Consider the following 23154-nt stretch of genomic DNA (forward strand, 5'->3'; position numbering starts at 1 on the left):
ACGCGATCGTTCATCGCCTCTTAACGCTGGGGCGATACCCCTTGGAGCCTGCCTTCCAAGCCAGCCTCTGCGGTTTCTCATGCGTCATTCCGGCCTTCACACCTCCGCGCAAGAGATTGCCGCCGAAGCCTTTTTCGACGATGCGCCGGAGCTGCCCACGGAGCAGGGCGGCCCGGTCTATGTCCGGTCGCGCGCCAATCCGCTGGCGCTGGTGGAGCCGGGTCAGGTCCCGGCTGCCTCGCCCCCGCCCGAGCCGCCGCAGGTAAGGTTCTGGCGCACGCCGGATCGCCTGATCGGCAGCGTCTGGGCGCGCGGCGCCGGGGCCGAAGGCCCGCTGCCTGCATGGGAACCCGATGCCGAGGCGATCGAAGTCGAGCCGGTCGTTGACATCTCCGGCCAAGCCACTGTCGAAGAGGCGTTCTCGGAAGAGCTTCATGAGCCGGCTCCGCTGACACCCTTCGACCTGATCTCGGATCACGCCTTCTGGGAGGTTGTCGCCGCTGATGTCGCGGAGGACGAGACGGGCCGGGCGGCCGCCGCGCGCCGGGCCGAGGCTCCCCCGGCCGTCGCGCCGCCTCCCGCGAGGCCGGTTGAGCCCGTTGTCGCGAGGCCCCCGGTCCGGAGCGATGCCCGCAAGGCTGAGCCGCTGCATGCGACGCCTGTCCGGGCGGTCGCGATGCGCCCGGCTGCGCAGGTAATGATCACACCCGTTGCGTCGGCGCCGCTTCCCCCGCCGGCCCCGATCGCCGAGGCGGCTTCCTCCGGACCCGCGCGCGGCGTCGTCGTGACCCGCCGCGCGCGGGCCGAGATGGCGGTGCCCGAGCCCGTCGCCGTCCCGGTGCCTTCCGCCGTGCCGCCGCCGGAGCGTGCGGCGATCCGCGTCGCGCAGCCGGCGCCCTTCGAGCTGCCCGACATCGATATCCTGGGCGAGCCGCCCGCTGTCGAGACCGCGATCCCCACCGAAGTCCTGCAGCAGAATGCCGGCTTCCTCGAAGGCGTGCTCGAAGACTTCAACGTCAGGGGCGAGATCGTCCAGGCTTGCCCCGGCCCTGTCGTCACGCTCTACGAACTGGAGCCCGCGCCCGGCACGAAATCCTCCCGCGTGATTTCGCTGGCCGACGACATCGCCCGCTCGATGAGCGCGATCTCGGCGCGCGTGGCGGTGATTCCCGGCAAGAACGCGATCGGCATCGAACTGCCCAACGCCAAGCGCGAGACGGTCTATCTGCGCGAGCTTCTGGCGAGCCAGGATTTCGAGAGCTCCAAGCACAAGCTCGCTCTGGGGCTCGGCAAGACCATCGGCGGTGAGCCGGTGATCGTCGATCTCGCCAAGATGCCCCATCTCCTGGTCGCCGGCACGACCGGCTCGGGCAAGTCGGTGGCGATCAACACGATGATCCTGTCGCTGCTCTACCGGCTCAAGCCCGAGCAGTGCCGGCTGATCATGGTCGACCCCAAGATGCTGGAGCTGTCGGTCTATGACGGCATTCCCCATCTGCTCACCCCCGTCGTCACCGACCCGAAGAAGGCGGTCGTCGCCCTGAAATGGGCGGTGCGCGAGATGGAGGAGCGCTACAAGAAGATGTCGAAGCTCTCGGTGCGCAACATCGACGGCTTCAACGCCCGCGTGGTCGAGGCGCAGGCCGCCGGCGAGGTCATCACCCGCACGGTCCAGACCGGCTTCGACCGCCATTCCGGCGAGGCGATCTACGAGGAGGAGGTCATGGACCTCGCGCCTCTGCCCTATATCGTCGTCATCGTCGACGAGATGGCGGACCTGATGATGGTCGCCGGCAAGGAGATCGAGGGCACGATCCAGCGCCTCGCCCAGATGGCGCGTGCGGCCGGCATCCATGTCGTGCTGGCGACGCAGCGCCCGTCGGTCGACGTCATCACCGGCACGATCAAGGCGAACTTCCCGACGCGCATCTCCTTCCAGGTGACGAGCAAGATCGATTCGCGCACCATCCTCGGCGAGATGGGCGCCGAGCAGCTGCTGGGCCAGGGCGACATGCTCTACATGGCCGGCGGCGGGCGCATCACCCGCGTCCACGGCCCCTTCGTCTCGGATGCCGAGGTTGAGAAGGTCGTCGCCCATCTCAAGACGCAAGGCCGGCCCCAGTACCTCGACGCCGTCACCTCGGAAGAGGAAGAACCCGGCACTGAAGCCGAGGACGGCGCGGTCTTCGACAAGGGCGCGCTGGCCGCGGCCGAGAGCGAGGATCCTTACGACCAGGCGGTGGCGGTGGTCCTGCGCGACAAGAAGGCCTCGACCTCCTACATCCAGCGCCGTCTCCAGATCGGCTACAACCGCGCCGCCTCGATCATGGAGCGGATGGAGAACGAAGGCATCGTCGGCCCCGCCAACCACGCCGGCAAGCGCGAAATCCTCGTCGAGACAGGACGCGCCCGCGAAGACGAGGATTGAGGGGCAGCACAGCCGCCCGCATGGGCCGCGGCTGAACCGTTCGCGGGAGCAGCGCGTAGTGATCGCAACGACAGGAGCGCTGCGATGAGGCCGACAGGATCTGTGAGCGACCGCCGGCACCGGCGGAGCCCCGCGTGGTGAAGACGCTCGTCCTGATCCTCGGCGACCAGCTCAGCCGCGACCTCTCCGCGCTCGACGGTTTCGATCCGCAGCGAGACGTCGTGCTGATGGTTGAGGTGGCGGAGGAGACGACCTATGTCCCCCATCACAAGCAGAAGATCGCCTTCATTCTCGCGGCGATGCGCCATTTTGCGCAGGCGTTGCGCGAGGAGGGGCTGAGCGTCGATTACGTCGCGCTCGACGATCCCGCCAATACCGGCTCCTTCTCGGGCGAGCTGGCGCGTGCGGTCGCGCGCCACCGGCCTGACCGCGTCGTCGTCACCGAGCCCGGCGAATGGCGGGTGCGCCGGATGATGGACGACTGGGCGCAGGATCTCGGGCGTCCCGTCGAGATCCGCGACGACGACCGCTTCCTCTGCTCGCGCGCCGATTTCGCCGCTTGGGCCGATGGGCGCAAATCCTATCGGATGGAGTTCTTCTACCGCGAGATGCGCCGCCGCACCGGGCTTTTGATGGAGGATGACGGGCCCGTCGGCGGGCAATGGAATTTCGATGCCGAGAACCGCAAGCGCCTGCCGGCGTCGCTGACGCTACCGCCCCGCGGGCGCACGGCCCCGGACGCGATCACGGCCGAGGTCATCGACCTCGTCGCAAACCGCTTTCCGGATCATTTCGGGGATCTCGACGGATTCGGCTGGGCGGTGACGCGGACGGATGCGCTGGCTGCGCTCGACCATTTCATCGCGGATGCGCTGCCATACTTCGGCGATTATCAGGATGCGATGGCTGAAGGTGAGCCCTTCCTCTTCCACGCCCTCGTCTCGCCCTATCTCAACATCGGCCTGCTGCTGCCGCGCGAGGTCTGCCTCGCCGCCGAGACCGCCTACAGGGCCGGGAAGGCGCCGCTCAACGCTGTCGAGGGCTTCATCCGCCAGATCCTCGGCTGGCGCGAATATGTCCGCGGCATCTACTGGCTGGAGATGCCCGCTTATGCGCAGACCAATGCGCTCGAGGCCGAGCGACCGCTGCCCTGGTTCTACTGGTCGGGCGAGACGGACATGAACTGCCTGGCGAACGCCATCGCCGACACGCGCCGCAACGCCTATGCCCATCACATCCAGCGGCTGATGGTGACCGGAAACTTCGCGCTGCTCGCCGGCATTCGCCCGGCCGAGATCGAGGCCTGGTACCTCGCCGTCTATGCCGATGCGTTCGAATGGGTCGAGCTGCCCAACACCCATGGCATGGCGATCTTCGCCGATGGCGGGCTTCTCGGCTCGAAGCCCTATGCGGCGTCGGGCGCCTATATCGACCGGATGTCGGATTATTGCGGGTCCTGCGCCTATGATCCCAAGATCAAGACCGGGAAGGGCGCCTGCCCGTTCAACCCGCTCTACTGGGATTTCCTGATCCGCAACCGCGACCGGCTCGGCAACAACCCGCGCATGGCAATGCCCTACAAGAACCTCGACCGGATGACGCCGGCCCATGTCGCGACGATCCGGCGCGAGGCGGCCGCCATCCTCGACGGGCTCGACGCTCCGGCTCAGGCCAAGCCCATCAGCCAGCCCGACCTCTTCGGCTGATCGCGTCCCGCCATTTCCTTCGCACGCGTTTGCGACGATGCTGCGCGCCGGTCCGAGCGGGGCCTCAGTGGATTCGCGGTCCGCTGTTTGGTTTCAGGGTGCGATGTTCCGGTTTCTCCACGCCTCCGACCTGCATATCGGCAAGCGCTTCGGCAATCTGCCGGAGGAACTGCGCGGCCGGCTGCGCGAGGCGCGCCACACCGTGCTCGACCGGCTGGCGGCGCAGGCGCGAGCCGGCGGGGCCGGCACCATCCTGCTAGCGGGCGACAGCTTCGACACGGAGACGCCGAGCCCGGCCATGCTGCGCCAGGCGCTCGCCGCCATGGCGGGCCATGCGCCGCTGCGCTGGGTCATCCTGCCCGGCAACCACGACTCGCTGCTCGCCGACGAACTCTGGGCCGCGACACGCGTCGCCCTGCCGGCCAATGTCGTGCTGGCGACGGAAGCGACGCCGCTCGCGCTCGCGCCCGGTGTCGTCATCCTGCCCGCGCCCTGCACCACGCGTCGCCCGGGCCGCGACCTGACCGACTGGATGGACGGCGCCGCCACGCCGGAAGCGGCGCTGCGCATCGGCCTCGCCCATGGCGCGATCCAGAGCTTCTCCGAAGATGGCGGTAGCCTCGACATCATCGCGCCTGACCGGGCGAGCCGGGCCGGGCTCGATTATCTCGCGCTGGGCGACTGGCACGGCCAGATGCCGATCGGCCCGCGCAGCTGGTATTCCGGTACGCCGGAGCCAGACCGCTTCAAGCATGATCAGCCGGGGCGGGCGCTGTTGGTCTCGCTCGCCGCGGCCGGCGCCGTGCCCGAGGTCACGCCCGTCGAGACCGGCAGTTTCGACTGGCGCAGCCTGCCGCTCGATTGCCTCGCCGGTGAGGATGCGGGCGCGGCACTCGCCGAGCGCCTGCCCGCTGGGGCGATGCGCCGCCAGACCCTGCTGCGGATCGTCGCCGCGGGACGCTTGCGGCCGCAGGGGCGGGCGGCTCTGGAGGCGGCGGTGGCCGCGATGGCGCCGGAATTCGCCCATCTCGTGCTGGAGATGGACGGGCTTGCCACCGATTGCGAGAGCGACGATCTCGACGCGATCGACCGCGCCGGGGCGCTGCGCCAGGCTGCGGACGCGCTGCTCACCGAGAGCCTCGACGAGGCCCGCCCCGCAGCCGAGCGCCAGGCGGCCCGCGACGCGCTGGCGCGCCTGTTCTCCTATTGCGCGGCGATACCGGCATGAAGCTGACGGCGCTGCGCCTCCACAATGTCCGCCGCTTCGCCGGCCGGGGCGTCGCCGTCGAGGGCATCGGCGATGGCGTCAATGTGCTCTGCGCCGTCAACGAGTTCGGCAAATCGACCTGTTTCGACGCGCTCCACGCGCTGTTCTTCCAGCCCCATACCGGCACGCCGGCCGCCGTGCAGGGCTTGCGGCCCTATAGCGGCGGCAACCCGCTGGTCGAGGCCGACATCCTGACGGCCGCAGGCGCCTTCCGGCTGACCAAGCAGTTCTATGGCGGCAAGCGCGCCAGCGTGCGCGAGCTCGCGGCCGGCCGCCTGCTCGCCCAGGCCGACGAGGCCGAGCGCTTCATCGCCAATCTCGTCCAGGGCGGCACGGCGGGGCCGGCCGGTCTGCTCTGGGTGCGCCAGGGCATCACCGGGATCGAGCGCCGGGCCAAGAGCGACGACGAGGGCGAGAAGCGCGCCCGCGAATCCGTCCTGACCTCGGTCCAGGGCGAGGTCGAGTCGCTCACCGGCGGCCGTCGCATGGCGCAGGCGCTCGCGGCCTGCGAGGCGGAGCTGGCGCCTCTCGTCACCGCCACCGGCCGGCCCAAGGCCGGCGGCCCCTATGCCCAGGCGCTGGAGGAGCGCGATGCGCTCGCCCAGCTGGAACAGAAGCTTGCGGGCGAAGTGCGCGAGCTGCGCGATGCGCTCGACCGCCGCCGCAGCCTGCGGGCCCGGCTCGCCGAGCTGGACGACGCCGAGCGCCATGCGATCCTGCTGCGCGAGGTCGCCCAGGCCGAGGCGGCGCTCGCAACGGCGCGTGCCCATGGCGAGGCGCTGCGGACGGCCGAGGTCGAGGCCGCGCTCGCCCGCAATGCCCGCGACGCGGCCCGCGAGGCGCTCGACACGCTGCGCCGCGATCTCGCGCGACTGGCGCTGCTGCGCGAACGCGAGGCGGAGAGCCGCGGCCGTCGCGACGAGGCGCTGGCGCGCCAGCGTGCTGCCAACGAGGCCGGGCTCGCCGCCGCGACCGCGGTCGAGCGGGAGGAGGCGCAGGAGCGCGAGGCGCGCGACCTGCTCGCGCGGCTGGACAGGGCGATGCGGGCCCGCGAGGCCGGCGAAAAGCTGGCTCGCCTGCGGCAGGAGCATGAACGGGCGGTCGAAGGGCGTGGCGAAATCGAGACGATCGAGGCCGAGCTGAAGGCGCTGCGGCTGCCGGCGGGGGCGCTGGCGCGGCTGGAAGCGCTGGAAAGCGAGCTGGTCGGCCTGCGGGCGACGGCGGCGGCGCGTCGCCCGCTGCTGCGCGTCGCTTATGATCCAGGTGTCGCCGCCGCCATCCAGCTCGATGGCGTGACGCTGAAGGACGGCGAGGAACGCACCCTGTCCGGTGCCGCGACCCTGGCGATCGCGGGCGTCGGCCGGCTCGCCATCACCCTGCCGCAGGGCGGGGACGACGAGGCGGATCTGACCCGGGCCGAGGCGAAGCGGACCGCGCTGCTGGCGGAGCTTGCGGTGGCCGATCTCGCCGAGGCGCGACGGCGCGACAGCGCGGCCCGCGAGCTGAACGGCCGGCTCGATCTGGCAAGGCAGCGCCTGCGGCTGCTGGCGCCGGACGGTCTGCCCGCGCTGCAGGAGCAGATCGCGCGGCTGGAGGCGCAAGGGTCTGGTGCCGAAGAGGCTGAAGGTGATCCCGAAACCGTGCGCGCGAGCCTGGTCGAGACCGAGGCGCGCGTCGTTGCCGCGCGCCGGGCCCAGCGCGAGACGCAGGCCGCCCGCGACGCCGCCAATGCGGCCGTCGTCGAGACCGACTGGCCGGCGTCGCCTCCGAGCAGGCGGGGCTGGCGGCGGCGCTCGGCCCCGAGCAGGCGCGCGCCGGGCTGGAGGCGCAACGGAGCGATGCGCTGGCGCAGGCCGAGCAGGGTTGGTCGGCGGCACAGGCGCAGCGCGATGCGCTTCGGGCCGGTGCGGTCGACATCGTGGGGGCGGAGGCCAAGCTGCGCCGCATGCGCTCCGTGCTCGACGGCGCCTCGACCGAAATCGCGGCGCTGCGGGAGGAGGCGGCCGAGCTGAACGGCCGCATCCGCGCCCGCGCCGACGCCGCCGTCGAGGAGGCCTGGCAGGAGGCGGCGGAGAAGCTCGGCGCGGCGGAGCGGCGCGTGGCGGCGCTGGAGCGCGAGGTCGCCCTGCTGACTCGCCTGCGGACGGCGCTGGAGGCGGCGCGTGCCGAGGCGCGCGACCATTATTTCGCGCCGGTGATGACGGAGCTGCGGCCGCTGCTCGGGTTGCTCTTCGAGGATGCGACAGTGACCTTCGACGAGGAGACGCTGCTGCCGCGCACCGTCAGCCGCAACGGGCTCGAGGAACCGGTCGGCGTGCTCAGCGGCGGCATGCGCGAGCAGCTCGCGGTGCTGACGCGGCTCGCCTTCGCGCGGCTGCTGGCCAAGGACGGCCAGCCGGCTCCCGTCATCCTCGACGATGCGCTGGTCTATTCCGACGATGATCGTATCGAGCGGATGTTCGACGCGCTGCACCGGCAGGCCAGCGGCCAGCAGATCATCGTCTTCTCCTGCCGCCAGCGCGCCTTCGCCCAGCTCGGCGGGACGATCCTGCGGATGGTGCCGTGGGTGCCGGAGGGCTGAGTTCGTTCGCCATGGCTCCGAACCGCTCCCGTCATTCCGGGCTTGCCCCGGAATCCATCGAAGGGCTCCGGAACCCTACGATGGATCCCGGAGCTGCGCCGTTTCGCGGCTTGTCCGGGATGACGCGGCGTTTCCGAGTATAGAGATCGACCTCACAAGATCGTCGCGCCGAAATTCCGCTCCGGGTCCATCTCCAGCACGAGCTTGCCGGTCGGCTCGGCGGCCGGGCCACCGGTCCGCGACAGCCAGCGGCCGGAGCCCGCCTTGGCACGGAGGGTCCCATCGCTGACGACGACCTCGCCGCGACGGATCACCGTCTCGGGCCAGCCGGTCACTTGATAGCCGGCAAAGGGCGTGAAGCCCGTGAGGTCGTGCATCGCTTCGTCCGTGATCGTGACCTCGCGTGTCGGGTCCCAGATCGCGATGTCGGCGTCATAGCCCGGCTGGATCGCGCCCTTGCCCGGCAGGTTGTAGATCTTCGCCGGCGCTGTCGCGGTCAGGTCCACAAAAGCCTCCAGCCCGCGCCCGGCGAATTCGGGTCGGCCTTTCGAGACGAGCGCGTCGAACATCAGCGGCAGGCGGGTCTCCAGTCCCGGCAGGCCGTTAGCGATCTGCTTGAAATTGGAGTTCGGTCCGGCGGAGAGCTTGCCGCTCTCGTCGAAGCGATAGGGCGCGTGGTCGGAGGAGACGGTCTGGAGATCGCCCAGCGCCAGCGCCTGCCACAGCGCGTCCTGGTCGGCTTTCTCGCGCGGCGGCGGCGAGCACATCCATTTCGCACCTTCCAGGCCGGGCTTGTCGAGATCGGCCTTGGTCATGAACAGATATTGCGGGCAGGTCTCGGCGAAGACCTTCAGGCCCTGGCCGCGTGCCTGCCGGATCACGGCGGCGCCCTCGGCGGTCGAGACGTGGAAGATCATGATCGGCTGGTCGATCAGCGCGGCCTGGGTGATCAGCCTTGTGAAGGCCTCCGATTCCGAGCCGCGCGGATGGCTGATCGAATGGAATTTCGGCGCGGTATAGCCGCGCTCGACCAGCTTCTTGCCCATCCAGGAGATCATGCCGTGGTTCTCGGCATGGACGCAGATCAGGGCGCGGTGCTGGCGCGCCGTCAGCATCAGGTTGAGCAGGGGCTCGTCGTCGACCTTGATCAGATCATAGGTCATGAAGACCTTGATCGAGGCGTGCCCCTCCTTGATCAGCGCCGGGAGGTCGTGCCTGATCGTCTTCTCGTCGGGGTTCGCGACGATCATGTGGAAGGCGTAGTCAATCAGCGCGCCGCGTTTCGCCAGCGCCGCATAGTCGTCGACGACCTTGCGCAGATCGAGCCCGCGATGCTGGGCGGCAAAGGAGACCAGCGTGGTGTTGCCGCCGAAAGCCGCCGAGGTCGTGGCGCTCTCGAAGGTGTCGGCGTTCATCAGCCCGCCGGCCGAGACCTGCTCGACATGGGCGTGCGTGTCGATGCCGCCCGGCAGGACGAATTTACCGGTCGCGTCGATCTCGTCTGCTCCCTTGCCGAGCCCGGTGCCGATCGCCGCGATCTTGCCGTCCTTCACCGCAACATCGGCGACGAAATGCGCGGTCGATGTGCCGACGGTGCCGCCGCGAATGACCAGGTCGAAGGGTTGCGTCGTCATGCTGTTCTCCCGGCAGGCTATAGCGGCCTGGAGTCGGGCCGCTCGGGTGCGACCATAGCAAAGCCGCGGCCAGCCGCGAGCGCTGCACCACGCAGGGCTATGATGTCTTCGCCGCCGCTATTCGCCGCGCTTATAGGGCTTCCGAGACGACGGCGCTTGCCAGCCGGCCAGAAGCCCGCTCTACCGGCAGGATGAGGATCGCCCGTCTCAGGACAGCCCGCCGATGACCTCGCCCGAGCCCGCCGCCTGGACGCTTCCCGCGCTGGGCTGGAACGCCTTCTTCGCCGAGCAATGCGGGCCGGAGGACGAGGGGCTGCTGCCGGCCCGGATCGCCACCGTCCATCGCTCTCGGATGAGCGCGATTGCGGAAGGGGGGCCGATCCGGCTTTCTCTGCCTGTCCACACCGACACCGGCGCCTATACGGTCGGCGATTGGGTGCTCGTCGAGCCGGGAACCCATGCGATCGGGCGCCTGCTCGAGCGACGCACCGTGCTGGCGCGCCGCGTCGAGGGCAGCAAGACGCCCCAGCTCGCCGGCGCCAATATCGACACGCTCTTCATCGTCACCTCCTGCAACGCCGATTTCAACGTCGCGCGGCTGGAGCGCTATCTGGCGCTGGCCAATGAGAGCGGCGCCGAGCCGGTCATCATCCTGACCAAGGCCGATCTCACCGACGCGGCCGAAACCTATCGCGCCCAGGCGGCGGCGCTGCAGCGCGAGCTGGCCGTGGTCGTCGTCAACCCGAAGGAAACCGGCGCCACGGCGGTGCTGGCGCCCTGGTGCGGGGAGGGGCGGACGGTGGCCCTCGTCGGCTCGTCAGGCGTCGGCAAGTCGACCCTGGTCAACACGCTGGCGGGCCTCGCTTCTGAGGAGGCGCAGGAGACCGGCGGCATCCGCGCCCGCGACGACAAGGGGCGCCACACCACGACCTCGCGCTCGCTGCATGCGATCGCCGGCGGTGGCTGGGTCATCGACACGCCGGGCATGCGGACCCTCCATGTCAGCGATGCCGCCTCCGGGCTGGAGACGCTCTTCGCCGAGATCACCGAACTGACCCATCTCTGCCGCTTCCGCGACTGCACCCATGAGCATGAGCCCGGCTGCGCGGTGCAGGCCGCGGTGGTGAGCGGCGCGGTCGACCCCGCCCGGCTCGCCCGCTGGCGCAAGCTCGACGCCGAGAACAAGGCGAAGACGCCGGGGGCGCGCGGACCGAAGGGCCGGCGGCGCTAGCTCTCTAGCCGGCGGCTGCGGCCAGCCCCAGCCCCGGATGAAGCCGGTCGATTGTCGCGATCTCGGAGCGCAGCTCGGCGATGATCCACTCGCGGATCTCGCGGATGAGCGGACGGGCCGGGCGGTTGCGCGGCGTCAGCAGCACGCAAAGCCGGTCGCCCACCGTCAGGCGCTGCGCCGCCGGCACCAGCGCTCCCGACATCAGGGCATGGGAGACGACGGTGATCCAGCCGAAGGCAATGCCCTGGCCGAGCAGCGCCGCCTGCACCACCACCGCATAGTCCGAGAAGTTCAGCGTCTTGGCCGGCCCGTCCCGTCCCGTCGCGAAGGGGGCGTAGTGCTCGGCCCAGTCGGACGGCGCATCGGTGAGCTGGATCACCGTGTTGCCGCTTGGCGCGGGCTCGGCGGCGCCGGGCTCGCAGCGATAGCCGGGGCTGCAGACCGGCAGCATGATCTCTCGCACCACCAGAGCGTCCGCGGGGACGGGTTCGTCCGCCCCGACGAAGCGCATGCCGAGATCGACATTCTCCACCACGCCGCGCAGCGAGCCGGCGATCATCTGGAAGCGCAGATCGACCTGCGGGAAGCGGCTCTGGAACCGGTCCATGCGCGGCATCAGCCAATGCGTGGTGAAGGCCGAGGAGACCGAGATCGTCACCGTCTCCTTGCCGCCGCGCAGGCGCTCGACCTCGCGCAGTCCGGCCTCGATGCTGCGGAAGCCGTCGGCGACGCGGCGATAGAGGATCTCGCCCTCGGGCGTCAGCACGGCGCCCTTGCCGCCACGCTCGAACAGCCGCTGCCCGAGATGGCTCTCGAAGCGCGAGAGCATCCGGCTCACCGCCGGCTGCGTGACGTTCAGCTCCTCGGCCGCGCGCGTGAAGCTGCCGCTGCGCGCCGCCGCCTCGAAGACGAAGAGTGCATTGCTGGAGGACACCATGCGGCGCAGGTCGGACATAACCTCAGGTTATGCAACTCCTGATTATTTGGCAATTGCGGCCGAGGCCCTGAATCCCCTTTCATGGCCCTGTCGATTGCAGCTTGCGGCGACGGGCCCGGCAGAGGCCCGCGTCGTCGGGCGAGCCGACCGGATCCGCGCCGGCGCCACATAAGATGGTCTTATGGCCTGCCCGGAATTCGGTCTTTGCCCACGCGCTGGCGCGGTGGCGCTGTTATCGCAACGGGAGCAGGTCATGGCGAAGAGTGGCGGCGAGCGCGTCGAGATCCGGTCGGCCAGCAAGATCTACGGATCGGTGCGGGCACTGGACGACGTCTCGCTCGACATCGCGCCGCAGGAATTCGTCTCGCTGCTCGGCCCCTCCGGCTCCGGCAAGACGACGCTGCTCGGCATCCTCGGCGGCTTCGTCCAGCCCTCGGCCGGCACCATCCTGTTCGGCGGCCGCGACGTCACCTTCACCCCGCCGCACAAGCGCGACATCGGCATCGTCTTCCAGAACTACGCGCTGTTCCCGCACATGAATGTCGGCGAGAACGTCGCCTTCCCGCTGCGAGCCCGGCGCCTGCCGAAATCGACCTATGCCGAACGCGTCCGTGCGGCGCTCGCGATGGTCGATCTCGCCGACTATGAGGAGCGCGGCATCGGCCAGCTCTCCGGTGGCCAGCGGCAGCGCGTCGCGCTCGCCCGCGCCATGATCTTCGAGCCGCGGCTGATCCTGATGGACGAGCCCCTCTCGGCGCTCGACAAGCAGCTGCGCGAGACCATGCAGATCGAGCTGCGCCAGCTCCACAAACGGCTGGGCGCGACGATCATCTACGTCACGCACGACCAGCGCGAGGCGCTGACGATGAGCGACCGCGTCGCCATCCTCAAGGACGGCAAGCTCGTCCAGATCGACAAGCCCTCCCGCCTGCACGACCACCCGGCCAACGCCTTCGTCGCGAGCTTCATCGGCGAGGCGACGCTGCTGCCCGTCGCGCGCGCCGGCAGCGACGCCGTCTCGCTCGCCGGCACGCTGATCCGCACCGCCCGCCCCTTGCCGCCGACGGGCGATCTCGTGCTGGCCGTCCAGACCGAGAAGCTGCTGATCGAGGACGGGGCGGGCGCGCCCGAGCGCAACCGCTTCTCCGCCCGCGTCACCGACACCGTCTTCCAGGGCGAGAGCCTGCGCGTCTTCCTCGTGCTCGACGACGGCACGCCGCTCAGCCTGCGCCAGCCCAGCCATTTCGAGGCGGCCCGCCGCATTCCGCCGGTCGGCGAGCGCGTCGCGATCAGCCTCCACCCGCAGGACACGATCGTCGTCTCGAAAGCGGACGGCTGAACACCCGATCCATCCCCACAGACCCGCACCATTACCCAAGAGAAGTCGACAGCCATGGCCCTCCGCGATTTCAAGGTTCTCACATTCGACGTCGTCGGCACGCTGATCGACTTCGAGACCGGCGTGCTGAATGCTGTCCGCCGCATCGGCGGGCCGGCTGCCGCGAAGCTCAGCGACGACGACATCTTCGGGCCCTATCTCAAGGGGCGCGAGCTGAACTACGACCGCTCCAGCGAGGCGATGAAGCGGGTCTATATCCACCTCGCCAAGGAACTGGGCCTCCCGGCCGACGAAGCCTCGGCCGATTCCTTCCAATACGCCATCCTGCAGCATCCGGCCTTCCCGGACTCGGTCGAGGCGCTGGCCCGGCTGCGCAAGCATTTCCGGCTGGTCGCGATGACCAATGCCGACCGCTCGACCTTCGCCTTCTACTCGCACACGCTCGGCAATCCCTTCCACGACAGCGTCACCGCCGACGAGGCGATTGCCCCCAAGCCCGATCCGCTGTTCTTCGCCTTCAACCGCGGAAGACAATCGGCTCATGGCTTCAAGCAGGAGGAAATCCTGCACGTCGCCCAGAGCCAGTATCACGACATCGGCGTCGCCAAGTCGCTGGGCTATACCACCTGCTGGATCGAGCGCCGGCAGGGCCAGGCCGGCTTCGGCGGCACCCCGGCCGTGCCCGAACTGACCAAGCCGGATTATCATTTCCCGACGCTGGCGGCGCTGGCCGACGCCGTCGAAGCGGGGGTCTGAGGCCCTTGGCCGGCGCCTCCGCCTGGTCGTCGCTGGAGGCCGCGCCCTCGCTCTGGGGCGCGACGGCGACGCCCCTGCGCGCATTTCCGGCGCTGGCGGGGGATGCGCAGGCGGATGTCGTCATCATCGGCGCCGGCTATACCGGCCTGTCGGCCGCGCATCATCTCGCGCAGAGCGGGATGTCCGCGATCGTGCTGGAGGCCAACCGCCCGGGCTGGGGCGCCAGCGGCCGCAATGGCGGCGTCATCACCGCCAAATTCCGCCTGTCCTTCCCGGCCATCGCCGCGGCCCATGGCAAGCCGATGGCCAAGCGCATGTACGAGATCGCGCTGGAGGCGACCGACATCGTCACGCAGCTGGTCGAGTCCTATGGCATCGACGCCGCCGGGCTCACCCGCTCCGGCCAGGTCAAGGCTGCGCACAACGCGGAGACGCTGGCCTATGCGGTGAAGGAAGCCGAGTGGCTGCGCGCCGAACTCGGCGACACCACCATGTCCGTTCTCGATGCCGGGCAGGTGCGCGACGAGACCGGCTCGGCCGGCTTCGTCGGTGGCGTGCTGAATGCGGGTTCGGGCGGCATCCACCCGCTCAACTACCTGCATGGCCTCGCCGAGGGCGTCGCCGGGCTGGGCGTGCCGATCCATGCCGGAACGCCTGCCTTGCGCCTGCGCCGCGAGGGCGACGGCGTTCTGGTCGAGACGCCAGGCGGCGTGGTCCGGGCGAAGCAGGCGATCATCGCCACCAACAGCTATTCGGATCTCACCCCGGCGACGCAGGCCTATCAGCAGACCCTGATCCCGTTCCGCAGCGCGATCATCGCGACGGAAAAGCTCTCGCCCAATCTCGCCGCCACGGTGATGCCGACGCGGCGCACCTATACCGAGACCAAGCGAATGATGCGCTGGTTCCGCATGGTCGACGACCGCATCGTCTTCGGCGGCCGGGGCGCCTTCGGCAAGACGGATTCGCCTGCCGCCTTCCGCGCGCTGCACAAGGCGATGATCGGCATCTTCCCGCAGGTTTCCGACGTGCCGCTGGCCTATCGCTGGTCCGGCCTCGTCGCGATGACGCTCGATTCCGTGCCCCATGTCGGGCGCGTCGACGACCGCGTCATGCTCGCCATGGGCTACAACGGCGCCGGCGTCGCGATGTCGAGCCTGATGGGGCGCTATCTCGCAGCCTTCGCCCGGGGCGAGACGCCCGATGTCGGGCTGCTCGATGCCTCCCGCATGCGGCGCGTTCCGTTTTACCCGCTTCGAGAGCCGGCCGTCCGCATGGTGGCCGGCTGGTACCAGTTTCTAGACGCGATCGGACGGTAGTTTTCGAAGATCCGATCCAACAACAGGGGATAAAGACCATGCAGTCACGACGCCTGACCTTCGCGACCGCCTGCGCCGCCGCAGGCCTGTCCCTGGCTCTGACGAGTCCGCTCCCCGCCCAGGCGGCCGAACAGATCATGTTCGTCTCGCAGGGCGGCGCCTACCAGAAGGCGCAGACCATTGCGATCCTCGATCCATCCGCCAAGAAGCTCGGCATCACCATCAACCAGGACAGCGTGCCTGACGCCTGGCCGATCATGCGCTCGCAGGTCGCCTCGGGAAAACCGACCTGGGACGTCGTCGACGTCGCCACCAATTTCTGTCTGCGCGGCGGCGCGCAGGGCATCGTCGAGAAGCTCGACTTCAGCAAGATCCCCAACGCGGCCGCGATGCCGGCGGAGTATCGCAGCGACTGGTCGGTCGCCTATGAGTTCTATTCGAGCGTGCTCGGCTACAGCCTGAAGAAGTTCCCGGACGCCGCGACCGCCCCCAAGAGCTGGGCCGATTTCTGGGATGTGAAGAGGTTTCCCGGCCGGCGCGCCTTGCGCAATAATCCGCTCGCCACGCTCGAAGCCGCGCTGATGGCCGATGGCGTGCCGCACGACAAGCTCTACCCGCTCGACGTCGACCGCGCCTTCAGGAAGCTCGAGGAGATCAAGCCGCACATCACCGTCTGGTGGACCTCGGGCGCGCAATCGGCCCAGCTCCTCAACGACGGCGAGGTCGACATGGTGATGGCCTGGAACGGCCGCATCTCGGCGCTGGCCAAGGAGGGCGCCAAGGTCACCTACACCTACAACCAGGGCATCCTGCAGAGCACCTCGCTCTGCGTGCTCAAGGGCGCGCCGAACCTCTCCACCGCGATCAAGTTCCTGAACGAGGCGGTCGATCCGGTCCATCAGGCCAATCTGCCGCTGCATATCGACTACGGCCCGGCCAACCCCAAGGCCTACGACACCGGCGTGATCCCGGCCGCCCGCGTCCTGGAACTGCCGAGCTCGCCCAACAATGCCAAGGTGCAGGCACTGATGTCCTATGCCTGGTGGACCTCCGCTGCCGGCGAAGCGGCCGAAAAGCGCTGGCTCTCCTTCTCGCAGAGGAAGTGAGCCACGTCGCGTGACGTCATTCTCGGGCCGCGCCTGGCGCGGACCCGGGAACCTCTTGCAGGAGATGCCCGGGTCGAGCCCGGGCATGACGAGGATGCTCTCATGACCGCCATCGACCCATCCGCCCGCTATCGGCGTCGCGAACAGGGGCTCATGCTCCTGCTCGCCTCGCCGGCGGTCATCGTCATCCTCGCGCTGGTGGTCATCCCCGTCGGCTGGCTGATGACGCAGTCGGTCTATGACAACGGCTTCACGCTGGAGCATTACCGCCGCATCTTCAGCGAGGACATCTACTGGCGCAGCTTCACGCTCACCTTCCGCATCGCGCTGATCGTGACCGTGATGACCCTGATTCTGGGCTACCCGGTCGCCTATGCCGCCGCCCATGTGAAGCGGCCCTGGGACGTGCTGATCCTCTCCTTCGTCATCCTGCCGTTCTGGACCAGCGTTCTGGTGCGCGCCTATGCCTGGCTCGTCCTGCTGCAGCGCACCGGCGTCACCAATCAGATGCTCGAGGGCCTCGGCCTGATCACCGAGCCGCTGGCGCTCGTTCACAACGAGCTCGGCACGATCATCGCCACCGTCCACATCCTGCTGCCCTTCATGGTGCTGCCGCTCTATTCGACCATGCAGAAGATCCCGCGCGAGCTGATGCTGGCCGGCGCGAGTCTCGGCGGCGGGCCGCTGCACAGCTTCCTGCGGATCTTCCTGCCGCTGTCGCTGCCGGGCGTCGTCGCCGGGCTGACGCTGGTCTTCGTGCTGACGCTGGGTTTCTACATCACGCCGGAGCTGCTCGGCGGCGGCCGCACCATCATGATCTCCATGGTCGTGAGCCGGAACGTCGAGCTCTACAACGAATGGGGCGCGGCCAGCGCGGTCGGGGTGGTGCTGCTGCTCTGCGTGCTGGCAATTTTCATGGCGGTGGGCCGCATCATCCCGCTCGACAAGATGCTGGGGCAGAAGTGATGAAACAGCCGCACCTGCCACGCCTCGTCTTCGGCGCCTTCGTCGGCCTCGTGCTGCTCTATCTGATCCTGCCGCTGCTGATCATCGTGCCGATGTCGTTCTCGGCGACGCGCTTCCTGACTTTCCCGCCGCCGGCCTTCTCGTTGCGCTGGTACGCCGAGTATTTCGGCAATCCCGCCTGGATGCAGGCGACGCGGATGAGCCTGCTGATCGGCGTCCTGACGGTGATCGTCGCGACGCCCTTGGGGACGGCGGCCGCCTATGCGATCAGCCATTCGCAGACGAAGCTGATGCGCTCGCTGCACATGATGCTGATGCTGCCGCTGATCGTGCCGATCATCATCATCGCGATCGGCATCTTCTTCATCTACGCCCGGATCGGGCTGATCCAGACCCTGACCGGCCTCGTCCTGGCCAATGTCATGCTCGGCCTGCCCTATGTCATCACCTCGGTCGTGGCCGGGCTGCAGAGCTTCGACAAGACGCAGGAGATGGTCGCGCGCAGCCTCGGCATGAACCGCTTCCGCGCCTTCCTCACCGTGACGCTGCCCCAGATCAAGGCCAGCGTCTTCGCCGGCGGCATCTTCGCCTTCATCTCGGCGATCGACGAGACGATCATCGCGCTCTTCGTCTCGGGCGGCCAGCACCAGACCCTGACCAAGCGCATGTTCACCGCCCTGCGCGACGAGATCGACCCGACCATCGCCTCGATCTCGACCCTGCTGACGGCGGCGTCCTTCATCCTGGTGCTGCTGGCGACGAGCAGCCAGAAGCGCGCCGCAGGCTGAAGGCCCTGCTGTCAGACAATCTGTCAATCGGTTGACAGTCGTTCGGTTCTGTACGACATCTTTCCGCGTGAGGGGCCCAGAGAAGGCGCCTGTACGATGGAGGAATCGATGTCGCATAAGTCGTTCGCCCGCGGCGTCAGCCGCCGTGGCCTCATGCTCGGTGCCGCCGGCGCCATCGCCGCGCCCCATGTCGTCCGGGACGCCGTTGCCCAGGGCAAGGCCGTCAATGTCGGCGTGATCGTGCCGCTCTCGGGCGCCAACGCCCAGTTCGGGATCAATTCGCGCAACGGCATCGAACTCGTCGCCGACGAGATCAACGCCGCCGGCGGCATCAAGGCGCTCGGCGGGGCCCGCATCAACCTGGTCATCGCCGACTCGACCTCGACGCCGACCACCGCCGCCAATGTCGCCCAGCGCCTGCTGACGCAGAACGACGTCGTGGCGATCCTCGGTGCCTTCGCCTCGTCGCTGACCATCGCGATCTCCGAGGTCACCGAGCGCCGCGGTGTGCCGCTGCTCACCATGTCCTTTTCGGACCAGATCACCGGGCGCGGCTTCGAGAACATCTTCCAGGTCGTCGCCAAGGCCTCGGTGATCGGCAAGGCGCAGTTCGACGGCACGGCTGCCATCGCCGCGAGCGCCGGCCAGAAGCTCGAGCGCATCGCCATCATGTACGAGGACACCGCCTACGGCACCTCGCAGGCGGGCGGCCTGCGCGCCGGCGCCAAGGCGGCCGGCGTCCAGATCGTCATGGACGACGCCTATCCGCTGGGCATCACCGACGTCACGCCGCTGATCAACAAGCTGCGCGCCTCGGGCGCCCAGGCGGTGTTCCCGGTCTCCTATCTCAACGATTCCCTGCAGATCATCCGCGCGATGCGCCAGCAGCGCATCACCATCCCCGCCATCGGCGGCGCGGCCGGCTATGTCATCCCCGATTTCGAGAAGGGGCTGGGTGAATTCGCCGAGGGCGTCCTCTCGATCTCGCCGGCCAATTACGACCTCGCGCCGGAGCTGACCGAGCGTTTCCGCAAGCGCTTCGGCTACTTCATGGTGCATGAGGCGCTGGAGCACGCCGTCTGCATGGATGTGCTGGCCCAGGCGATGGAGAAGGCCAAGTCGGCCAAGCCCGAGGATTTGCGCAAGGCCCTTCAAGGCGCCCGCTTCGAGGGCGGCTGGACCAAGGCCATGACGGGCGGCGCCGTGCAGTTCGACAAGACCGGCCTCAACACGCTCTCCGTGCCGGTCATGGTCCAGTGGCGCAACAAGGAACTCGTCACCGTCTGGCCCGCCGATGTCGCCAAGGCCAAGGCCGTCTGGACTGGCTGAGCCGAAAGGCCGGCTGAGGTCGGGCAGGGGAGAGAGACGGCTATGGCGGTGGTTCAGGCCATCCTGGACGGCTTGATGATCGGCGGTGTCTACGCCGTCATCTCGATCGGCCTGACGCTGGTCTTCGGCGTGATGGGCATCGTGAACTTCGCGCAGGCGGAGTTCCTGATGCTCGGCATGTTCGTGGCCTATTACGCCTGGGCCTGGCTCGGGCTCGATCCGCTGCTGGCGGCGCCGCTCGCCTTCGCCGTGGTGTTCCTGCTCGGCGCGGCGCTCCAGCGCGTGCTGATCAGGCGCGTGCTCAAGGCCCCCGAGGTGGCGCAGATCTTCCTCACCGTCGGCCTGCTGATCGTGCTGGAGAATGCCGCGCTCTTGATGTTCGGGTCGGGTTTCCGCTCGGTCTCGACGCCCTACCAGACCTCGTCGCTGCAGCTCGGACCGCTCTTCATCTCCGTGCCCTATCTCGCCGCCTTCGCCATGTCGGTGGCCTCGGGGCTGGCGCTCTGGCTCTTCCTCAAGTCGAGCTGGTTCGGCCGCGCCATGCGCGCCACCGCGCAGGACCCAATGGCCGCGCGGCTGATGGGCATCGATGCCGACCGCATGCACATGCTCGCCTTCGCACTGGGTGTCGGTCTCACCGCCTTCGGCGGCGCGGTGATCCTGCCCTATCTGACGGCCTCGCCGACGGTCGGCACGCAATTCGCCGTGCTGATGTTCACCGTGGTGGTGCTGGGCGGGCTCGGCTCGGTCGCGGGCGCGGTGGTCGGCGGTCTCGCCGTCGGCATCATCCAATCGCTGTCGGCGCTGGTCTTCCCGATCCAGTTGCAGAACCTCGTCCTCTTCGTCGTCTTCATCGCGGTGCTGGCCTTCCGGCCGAAGGGCCTGCTGGGGGCTGCCCGATGAGCGCGCCATCCGTTCGGCAGGCGGCCGGCCTTGCGCTGCTGGCGGCGCTCGCCATCGCCCTGCCTTTCGCCTTCGAACCGCGCGGCTACGGCATCCGCATCCTCTGCCTGGCGCTGCTCTTCGCCGCCATGGCGCAGGCCTGGAACATCGTCGCCGGGCTCGCCAACCAGATCTCGCTCGGCCATGCCGCGTTCTTCGGCATCGGCGCCTACACCTCGACGCTGCTTCTCATCCATTTCGGCATCACGCCCTGGCTCGGCATGATGGCGGCAGCGGTGCTGGGCGGGCTTGCTGCGCTTCTGATCAGCCTGCCGACCATGCGGCTGCGCGGCCACTATTTCGCGCTGGCGACGCTCGCCTTCGGCGAGGTCATGCGCGTCATCGGCAACAGCTGGGGCGGGCTGACCGGCGGGCCTGTCGGCATCTCCGTGCCCTTCGCCAAGCCGAACCTCGCTCTGATGCAGTTCGCCGATACCCGCGCCTCCTACTGGCTGATGCTGGGGGCGCTCGTCGTGGTGACCGTGATCTTCGTGGCGATCAAGCGCAGCCGCCTCGGCTACCGGCTGCGCGCGATCAAGGAGAATGCCGACGCCGCCGAGGTCATCGGCGTCGACACCACCCGCACCAAGATCGTCGCGGCGGTGATCTCGGGTGCGCTGACGGCGGCGCTCGGCACGCTCTATGCGCAGTTCCAGTTCTTCTTCGATCCCGACACCGTCTTCGGAGTCGCCTCGATCTCGGTGCGGATGGCGATGATCGCGATCGTCGGCGGCATCGGCACGGCGGCGGGCCCGATCCTCGGCGCCTTCTTCGTCATCCCGCTGGAGGAGATCGCCAACCAGGTCTTCTCCGCCCAGGCGGCCGGACTGTCGCAACTGGTCTTCGGCGTGCTGCTGATCCTCGTGATCCTAGTCGAGCCGCGCGGCTTCATGGCCATCGGCCCGCGGATCAGGCGCCTGCTTCGCCGGGAGGAACGCTGATGGTCGCCCCTCTGCTCCAGGTCACCGGCCTCGGCAAGCGCTTCGGCGGGCTGCAGGCCTTGTCGGAGGTGTCGCTGTCCGTGGCGCCGGGCGAGATCCTCGGGCTGATCGGCCCCAACGGCGCCGGCAAGACGACGCTGTTCTCGACGCTGGTCGGCCTGCACCGCCCCGATGCCGGCACGATCCGGCTCGACGGCCGCGACCTCGTCGGCCTGAAGCCGCACAAGATCGCCGCGGCGGGCATGGTCAAGACCTTCCAGAATGTCGCACTCTTCCTCGACTCGACGGTCCTCGACAACGTCCTGACCGGCGGGCTGATGCGCCATGCGATCCCTGAGGCGCGCGAACTCGCCAGGCGCTGCCTCGAGCGCGTCGGCATCGGCGCGATCGCCGGCAAACTCGCACGCGATCTCTCCTTCCCCGAGCGGGCGCGGGTCGAGGTCGCGCGCGCGCTCTGCACCGAGCCGCGGGTCCTGCTGCTCGACGAAGCGATGGCGGCACTCAACCATGCCGAGATGGACGCCTTCATGGATCTGCTGCGCCAGCTGCGCGCGGAGGGGCTGACGCTGGTCGTGGTCGAGCACCACATGCGCGCCATCATGGCGCTCTGCGACCGGCTGGTCGTTTTGAATTTCGGCCAGAGGATCGCCACCGGCACGCCGGCCGAGATCGCGCGCGATCCTGCCGTGATCGAGGCCTATCTCGGCCGGTCGGCGGCGTGAAGAGGGTGCGATGACGAGCCAGCCTCCGCTTCTCTCGATCGCCGGGCTGAATGCCGGCTATGGCGGCCTCGACGTGCTGCACGATGTCTCGATCGCGGTCGGCGCCGGCGAGTTCGTCTGCGTGATCGGCGCCAACACCGCCGGCAAGAGCACGCTGCTGCGCACGATCTCGGGGCTGGTGTCCGCCCGCGGCAGCATCCGCTTCGACGGCACCGAACTGGTGGGCCGCCCCTCGCATGCGATCCCGACGCTCGGCATCGCCCATGTGCCGGAAGGCCGCCACGTCTTCCCGGAGATGACGGTCGACGAGAACGTCATGCTCGGCGCCTATGCGGTGCGCTCCGCCAGCGATCTCGCCGTGCGGCGCGAGCGGGTGCTGACGCTGTTTCCCCGGCTGCGCGAGCGGCTCGGCCAGCTCGCCGGCACGCTCTCGGGCGGCGAGCAGCAGATGGTCGCGATCGGCCGGGCGCTGATGCTCCAGCCGAGGCTTCTGCTGCTCGACGAGCCGAGCCATGGCCTGGCGCCCAAGATCGTCGACGAACTCCACGACACCTTCCTGGCCGTCAGCCGGACCGGCACCTCCATCCTGCTGGTCGAGCAGAACACCACGCTGGCGCTCTCCGTCGCCGCGCGGGGCTATGTGCTGGAGAGCGGCCGGGTCGTGCTGTCGGGCACCAGCGCGGAACTCTCCGGAAACGATGCCGTCCGCAGCGCCTATCTCGGGCTCTGAGGACCACCGAACACCACCATGAAAGGGTCAAGGCCGATGTCGCACAGCGATCAGTTCAACAAGGGGCTCGAAGTTCGCCGCAAGGTGCTCGGCACCGACTATGTCGATGGCAGCCTGGCCAAGGCCGACGATTTCATGATGGCCTTCCAGAACATCACCACCGAATGGTGCTGGGGCTATGCCTGGACGCGGCCCGGCCTCGAGCACAAGACCCGCTCGATGCTCAACCTCGCCATGCTGACGGCGCTCGGCAAGCCGGCCGAGCTGAAGCTCCACGTCAAGGGCGCGCTCGCCAATGGCGTCACGGTCGACGAGATCAAGGAAATCCTGCTCCACGCCACCGTCTATTGCGGTATCCCGGCCGGCCTCGACGCCTTCAAGGCGGCCCATGAGGTGCTGAAGGCCGAGGGGGCCGTGCCCAACGACAAGTGA

20 protein-coding genes are annotated in these 23154 nt (G+C 68.9%); 18 read left to right on the forward strand and 2 right to left on the reverse strand.

Features of this window, described 5'->3' with window-relative positions; all coding sequences use genetic code 11:
• Nucleotides 1–79 precede the first annotated feature (79 nt).
• From SJY11_RS14190 to SJY11_RS24625, 5 genes are all read left to right on the forward strand, one after another.
• Complete coding sequence (locus tag SJY11_RS14190) at nucleotides 80–2428, forward strand: DNA translocase FtsK (protein ID WP_376987232.1); 2349 nt, start codon at nucleotides 80–82, stop codon at nucleotides 2426–2428.
• Between the two features lie 137 nt (nucleotides 2429–2565).
• Entirely contained in the window at nucleotides 2566–4134 is a 1569-nt protein-coding gene (locus SJY11_RS14195) for a cryptochrome/photolyase family protein (RefSeq protein WP_376987233.1), read from the forward strand.
• A gap of 103 nt (nucleotides 4135–4237) precedes the next feature.
• The gene (locus SJY11_RS14200) at nucleotides 4238–5362 is read left to right on the forward strand and encodes a metallophosphoesterase family protein (protein WP_376987234.1); all 1125 of its coding nucleotides are present in this window, start codon (nucleotides 4238–4240) and stop codon (nucleotides 5360–5362) included.
• Nucleotides 5359–7413: a hypothetical protein gene (locus SJY11_RS14205; protein WP_465247438.1), complete on the forward strand. Its 2055-nt coding sequence runs from the start codon at nucleotides 5359–5361 to the stop codon at nucleotides 7411–7413. Before SJY11_RS14200 ends, SJY11_RS14205 begins: the two co-directional genes overlap by 4 nt.
• Nucleotides 7347–7982, forward strand: coding sequence for an ATP-binding protein (locus SJY11_RS24625; protein ID WP_465247439.1), 636 nt, complete (start codon nucleotides 7347–7349; stop codon nucleotides 7980–7982). Before SJY11_RS14205 ends, SJY11_RS24625 begins: the two co-directional genes overlap by 67 nt.
• 152 nt (nucleotides 7983–8134) lie before the next feature.
• On the opposite strand, the gene hydA is transcribed toward SJY11_RS24625, so the two are convergent.
• Nucleotides 8135–9616 carry a dihydropyrimidinase gene (hydA, locus tag SJY11_RS14210; protein WP_376987235.1) on the reverse strand — a complete coding sequence of 494 codons (1482 nt, stop codon included), beginning with the start codon at nucleotides 9614–9616 and terminating at the stop codon, nucleotides 8135–8137.
• A gap of 223 nt (nucleotides 9617–9839) precedes the next feature.
• Between hydA and rsgA the strand changes: the two genes are divergently transcribed.
• Nucleotides 9840–10847 (forward strand): ribosome small subunit-dependent GTPase A, encoded by a 1008-nt coding sequence (rsgA, locus tag SJY11_RS14215; RefSeq protein WP_376987236.1) that lies wholly within the window; start codon nucleotides 9840–9842, stop codon nucleotides 10845–10847.
• Nucleotides 10848–10851: 4 nt separating this feature from the next.
• On the opposite strand, the gene SJY11_RS14220 is transcribed toward rsgA, so the two are convergent.
• Complete coding sequence (locus SJY11_RS14220) at nucleotides 10852–11802, reverse strand: LysR family transcriptional regulator (protein WP_376987237.1); 951 nt, start codon at nucleotides 11800–11802, stop codon at nucleotides 10852–10854.
• Between the two features lie 235 nt (nucleotides 11803–12037).
• On the opposite strand from SJY11_RS14220, the gene SJY11_RS14225 reads away from it, so the two are divergent.
• The 12 genes from SJY11_RS14225 to SJY11_RS14280 all read left to right on the forward strand — a co-directional run bounded on the left by SJY11_RS14225 (nucleotide 12038) and on the right by SJY11_RS14280 (nucleotide 23154).
• Nucleotides 12038–13123 carry an ABC transporter ATP-binding protein gene (locus SJY11_RS14225; RefSeq protein WP_376987238.1) on the forward strand — a complete coding sequence of 362 codons (1086 nt, stop codon included), beginning with the start codon at nucleotides 12038–12040 and terminating at the stop codon, nucleotides 13121–13123.
• A gap of 54 nt (nucleotides 13124–13177) precedes the next feature.
• Nucleotides 13178–13879, forward strand: a complete 702-nt coding sequence (locus SJY11_RS14230) for an HAD-IA family hydrolase (RefSeq protein WP_376987239.1) — start codon at nucleotides 13178–13180, stop codon at nucleotides 13877–13879.
• Between the two features lie 5 nt (nucleotides 13880–13884).
• Entirely contained in the window at nucleotides 13885–15198 is a 1314-nt protein-coding gene (locus tag SJY11_RS14235) for an NAD(P)/FAD-dependent oxidoreductase (RefSeq protein ID WP_376987240.1), read from the forward strand.
• Nucleotides 15199–15236: 38 nt separating this feature from the next.
• Nucleotides 15237–16304, forward strand: coding sequence for an ABC transporter substrate-binding protein (locus SJY11_RS14240; RefSeq protein WP_376987241.1), 1068 nt, complete (start codon nucleotides 15237–15239; stop codon nucleotides 16302–16304).
• Between the two features lie 102 nt (nucleotides 16305–16406).
• A complete protein-coding gene (locus SJY11_RS14245) occupies nucleotides 16407–17270 on the forward strand; it encodes an ABC transporter permease (RefSeq protein ID WP_376987242.1) in 864 nt (287 codons plus the stop codon).
• Nucleotides 17270–18058, forward strand: coding sequence for an ABC transporter permease (locus SJY11_RS14250; RefSeq protein WP_376987243.1), 789 nt, complete (start codon nucleotides 17270–17272; stop codon nucleotides 18056–18058). Before SJY11_RS14245 ends, SJY11_RS14250 begins: the two co-directional genes overlap by 1 nt.
• Nucleotides 18059–18166: 108 nt before the next feature.
• Nucleotides 18167–19387, forward strand: a complete 1221-nt coding sequence (locus tag SJY11_RS14255) for an ABC transporter substrate-binding protein (RefSeq protein ID WP_376987244.1) — start codon at nucleotides 18167–18169, stop codon at nucleotides 19385–19387.
• Between the two features lie 42 nt (nucleotides 19388–19429).
• Complete coding sequence (locus SJY11_RS14260; protein WP_305692229.1) at nucleotides 19430–20290, forward strand: branched-chain amino acid ABC transporter permease; 861 nt, start codon at nucleotides 19430–19432, stop codon at nucleotides 20288–20290.
• Complete coding sequence (locus tag SJY11_RS14265; protein WP_376987245.1) at nucleotides 20287–21270, forward strand: branched-chain amino acid ABC transporter permease; 984 nt, start codon at nucleotides 20287–20289, stop codon at nucleotides 21268–21270. Before SJY11_RS14260 ends, SJY11_RS14265 begins: the two co-directional genes overlap by 4 nt.
• A complete protein-coding gene (locus tag SJY11_RS14270) occupies nucleotides 21270–21992 on the forward strand; it encodes an ABC transporter ATP-binding protein (protein WP_376987246.1) in 723 nt (240 codons plus the stop codon). Before SJY11_RS14265 ends, SJY11_RS14270 begins: the two co-directional genes overlap by 1 nt.
• 10 nt (nucleotides 21993–22002) lie before the next feature.
• A complete protein-coding gene (locus SJY11_RS14275; protein WP_376987247.1) occupies nucleotides 22003–22722 on the forward strand; it encodes an ABC transporter ATP-binding protein in 720 nt (239 codons plus the stop codon).
• A gap of 36 nt (nucleotides 22723–22758) precedes the next feature.
• A complete protein-coding gene (locus SJY11_RS14280; RefSeq protein ID WP_291823114.1) occupies nucleotides 22759–23154 on the forward strand; it encodes a carboxymuconolactone decarboxylase family protein in 396 nt (131 codons plus the stop codon).

The organism is Allobosea sp. R86505 (assembly GCF_042466375.1).
Lineage (GTDB): Bacteria > Pseudomonadota > Alphaproteobacteria > Rhizobiales > Beijerinckiaceae > Allobosea.